This window comes from Streptomyces prasinopilosus, assembly GCF_001419695.1.
Classification (GTDB): Bacteria; Actinomycetota; Actinomycetes; order Streptomycetales; family Streptomycetaceae; genus Streptomyces; species Streptomyces prasinopilosus.
Map to the genome: position 1 here is coordinate 1 of NZ_LIRG01000902.1, position 3,644 is coordinate 3,644.

Annotated in this window: 4 protein-coding genes; 2 read left to right on the forward strand and 2 right to left on the reverse strand. The window is 73.1% G+C overall.

What is annotated here, in order from left to right:
- The first annotated feature begins 215 nt into the window (after positions 1-215).
- The gene (locus AOK18_RS28195) at positions 216-980 is read left to right on the forward strand and encodes a bestrophin-like domain (protein ID WP_095534699.1); all 765 of its coding nucleotides are present in this window, start codon (positions 216-218) and stop codon (positions 978-980) included.
- Positions 981-1,493: 513 nt separating this feature from the next.
- Here the strand turns inward: AOK18_RS28195 and AOK18_RS28200 are convergent.
- On the reverse strand, positions 1,494-1,991 hold the full coding sequence (locus AOK18_RS28200; RefSeq protein ID WP_055573208.1) for a hypothetical protein: 498 nt from the start codon (positions 1,989-1,991) through the stop codon (positions 1,494-1,496).
- Positions 1,992-2,324: 333 nt separating this feature from the next.
- Here AOK18_RS28200 and AOK18_RS28205 point away from each other — a divergent pair, with 333 nt between their 5' ends.
- Positions 2,325-2,993: a class F sortase gene (locus tag AOK18_RS28205; protein WP_055573209.1), complete on the forward strand. Its 669-nt coding sequence runs from the start codon at positions 2,325-2,327 to the stop codon at positions 2,991-2,993.
- A gap of 73 nt (positions 2,994-3,066) precedes the next feature.
- Here the strand turns inward: AOK18_RS28205 and AOK18_RS28210 are convergent.
- A partial coding sequence (locus AOK18_RS28210; RefSeq protein ID WP_055696159.1) for a polysaccharide deacetylase family protein occupies positions 3,067-3,644 on the reverse strand: 578 nt, incomplete at its 5' end.

The window sequence follows — 3,644 nt, forward strand, 5'->3', positions numbered from 1 at the left end:
CCCCCGCTCCGCGCCCGTCCCTGACGCCCGTGCACTACCCCCGGTACCGCGCGGCGCCTCCGGTCGAGCGGTCGTCCGGCGGTGCCACGTCACCGCTCACCTTCGTCCTGCTCATCGCCGTGCCCGCGATCGTCGCCGTCGCCGCGCTCCGGCCCCGCTGAGCCCCGGACCCGCCCGTTCCCGTCGAACCCGACAAACCACCGTGGAGGCACCTCTTGCCGGAATGGCTTGTTCTCACCCTCGCGATGCTGGCCGTCTGCGTCGTGGTGGTCGTCATCGTCCTCGTGCGTCACCGCGCCGCCCCCGACGACGAGGATCCCACCGAGACCCCGGACGTCATCGAGTACATGACGATGTGGATCGGCGTGGTGTACGCCATCGTCCTGGGCCTGGCCATCGCCGGGGTCTGGGAGGGGCGCAGTGCCGCCCAGGACCACGTGCGGGCGGAAGCCGTGGCGCTGCACGAGATCTCGGAGCGGGTACGGATCTATCCGGCCGACATCCGCGAACGCATCCGGGAGGACGTCAACGCCTATGTCGGACACGTCGTGACCGCGGAGTGGCGCGCCATGGCCGAGGAGGGGCGGGTCACCGAACGCGGGACGGAGCTGCTCGACCGGGTCCGCCGGGACGTGACCGACTACGAACCGGCGACGGATTTCGAGGCCCAGGCCTATCAGCCGCTCGTCGACCAGGTGTCCGCCGCCGACCAGGCACGCGCGGCCCGGGCGGAGTCGACCGGGGAGACCATGCCGGGCGTGGTGTGGTTCGGGCTGATCGGCGGTGCGGTCGTCACCATCGGGATGATCTTCGCGCTGCAGATCCGCCGCACCCGGCGCGAGCTGGTCCTCGCCGGACTGTTCTCGGCGCTGATCGCCTTCCTGCTCTTCCTGATCTGGGACTTCGACGCGCCGTTCAGCCGGGGGCTCGGCGCGTCGGCCGATCCGTTCCGGCTCCTGTTCCCCGGTGTCGGGGACTGACCGGCGCGCATCACGGTTCCGGTCCCGGGGACCTGCGCCACGCCGTGCGCGTCCCCCTCACGCCGTATCGCTGCTCCCCCGTACGGCCCACGGGAGTGACCCGTTCGCGCGACTGCGATCGCGCCGTCCGGCGCGGCTCCCTAGCGTTTCGGGCATCGGGGACACGTCTCCGGTGCGGGCGGAGCAGGTCCGCCGCCGCTCCTCGGGACCCGGAGGACACACACCATGCACGCGATACGCGTCGTCTCCGCCGCGCTCCCCGGCGCCCTCGCCGCCATGCCGGGTGCCGTCGCCGTGCGCGGCGGGGTCACGCCCTTCGGTTCCGGCCCCCGGCCCGCGGCCCGTGGCCCGTGGGCTCCGGGGAAGCGGTCCGGCGTCCGGGGGACGTGCGTGCCGGGAAGGACGGCAGGGCCGAAGGGCGGCGCGAGCACACGGCTGCACCCCGGATCCGGTCGGGGATCCGGGGCCCGGCCTCCGGTCACACATGCGGAACGACCGCCGGGGGGAACGGCTTCAGAGCTGCTTCTCGGCACGACGGCGCATCCAGAAGACACCGCCCGCCACGACCGCGGCCGCCACCAGCCCGCCGCCGATGGCCATGTCGGTCCGGGTCGCCCCCTCGGTGCTGCTGCCGCCGAGGCCGCCGCGGACCCCGCCGAGGACGGTGAAGGCGGCCGGCCGGGTCAGGCTCCGGCCGGAGCAGTGCACCGTGATGTCGTACGAGCCCGCGCGGGCGTCGTTGTAGACGGTGGCGGTGCCCTTCGCGGTGTCGCGGCCTCCGTGGACGGGTGTCAGGTTGGTCCTGGGGAAGGCGTTGGACGTGGCGTGCCCGCCGTTGGGGCAGCCGTCGGCGGTGATGGTCAGCTGGCCGCCGCGCGCGATGACGCTGGGCAGCGCCACGATGTTGGACGGACTGGGGACCCGGCTGCCGTCCGCGACGGCGACGGGGACGGCGAGCCCGAGGACGGCGACCGCGGCGCCCGCGGACGCCAGGGCACGTGACTTGCGCATGTGATCCTCCGCGGAAGACGCCCCGGGGCCGGTCCCCGGTCGATCGGCGAGAAAGCGTCTCCCAGCGAAACCCTCGGCCGCCGTGCTCCCGCGCGCATGTCGGCGATGGCCCGTCCCGGTGAGGCGGTGGCCCATCCGGCTCCGTGCTTTCGAATATCGCCGCAGGTCACGGTCCGTCGGAGGATCTCCGTTCGGGGGCACCCCGGATGGCTCACCGACCGCCGCCCGGCCACCCGTTCGCCCTCGTCCCGTCGCCGGGCGTGTGCGTCGCCTCTAGCGTTTCCGCCATGCGCGAGTGACACGGCGACGGCCGTGCCGAGAGGGGAAGAGCGAATGTCTGCTTTCGAACCGGACGAGCTCGAAGAGGAGGCGCGGCAAAAGAGGCGTGCTCCGTGGGGCGTGATAGCGCTGGTCCTGCTCACCGGTCTCGCGCTCATCCGGAACGGTTCGGGGGAGTTCGACGAGGGGCCGCCGCAGCCTGCCGTGGCCGCCGCCGCGGACAGCGCGGTGCCCGGTACCGCCACGCCCGCGGTGGCGCGACCGCTGCCGTACTCGGTTCCGCAGCGGGTCCGGATCCCGGCGATCCAGGTGGACGCACCGGTGATGGCGGTGGGTCTGGACGCGGAGGGGTGGGTGGACGCGCCCCCGCCCGAGGACCCCAATCTGGCGGGCTGGTTCACCGGCGGGGTCACTCCCGGGGAGAAGGGCACGGCGGTCGTGGTCGGCCACGTGGACAACCACCTGGGCCCGGCCGTCTTCTACGGACTCGGGGCTCTGGAGAAGGGCAACCGCGTCCAGGTCGAGCGCGAGGACGGGAAGACCGCGGTGTTCGAGGTCTACGGGATCGAGGTCTTCGCGAAGAACGACTTCCCCGGCGACCGGGTCTACAACTCGAAGGGCTCGTCGGAGTTGCGGGTCATCACCTGTGGCGGCGGTTTCACCCAGCAGGACGGTTACGACGGGAACGTCGTGGTCTTCGCCCGCCTCGTCGAGGTCCGCTGAGCGGCCGGCTCCGTCCGGGCGGGGCCGGACGGACGGGACGGACGGGCGGGACGGACGGGCGGAGCGGCCGGGCTCAGACGTGGTGCCGGCGGGGCACCGTGACCCGGTAGCCGGAGGCCAGCAGGTCGGGCAGGTACGCGCGCAGGGCCCGCACGCTCTGGGAGCGGTCGCCCCCGGCGTCGTGCGAGAGGACCACGACCCCGGGGGCGGCGCCGTTCTCCACCCGGTCGACGATGGTGCGGGTGCCGGGGCTGGTCCAGTCGAGGGTGTCCAGCGTCCAGGCGAGGGGTTCCATGCCCAGTTCGGCGCCGAGCTGGAAGGCGGCGCGGTTCCAGGCTCCGTAGGGGGCGCGGAACCACTGGGGGCGTTCGCCGTAGCCCTTCTCGATGATGTCGCAGGTGCGTTCCATCTCGGAGCGGATCCCGCCGCGGGTCAGACGGGTGAGCAGGGGGTGGGACCAGGTATGGTTGCCGACGACGTGCCCCTCGTCGGACATGCGGGCCAGCAGGTCCTTGTGGTAGGAGACCATCTCCCCGCACACGAAGAACATCGCGCGGACGTCGTGCGCCGCGAGCGTGTCGAGGATGTCCGGGGTGTAGCGGGGGTCGGGTCCGTCGTCGAAGGTCAGCACCATGGTGCTGCCCCGCCCGG

What these genes read in the sequence shown, in the direction of transcription:
- AOK18_RS28200 (WP_055573208.1), bottom strand. Translation starts at nt 1,991, where the DNA reads ATGCGCAAGTCACGTGCCCTGGCGTCCGCGGGCGCCGCGGTCGCCGTC.
- AOK18_RS28205 (WP_055573209.1), top strand. Translation starts at nt 2,325, where the DNA reads ATGTCTGCTTTCGAACCGGACGAGCTCGAAGAGGAGGCGCGGCAAAAG.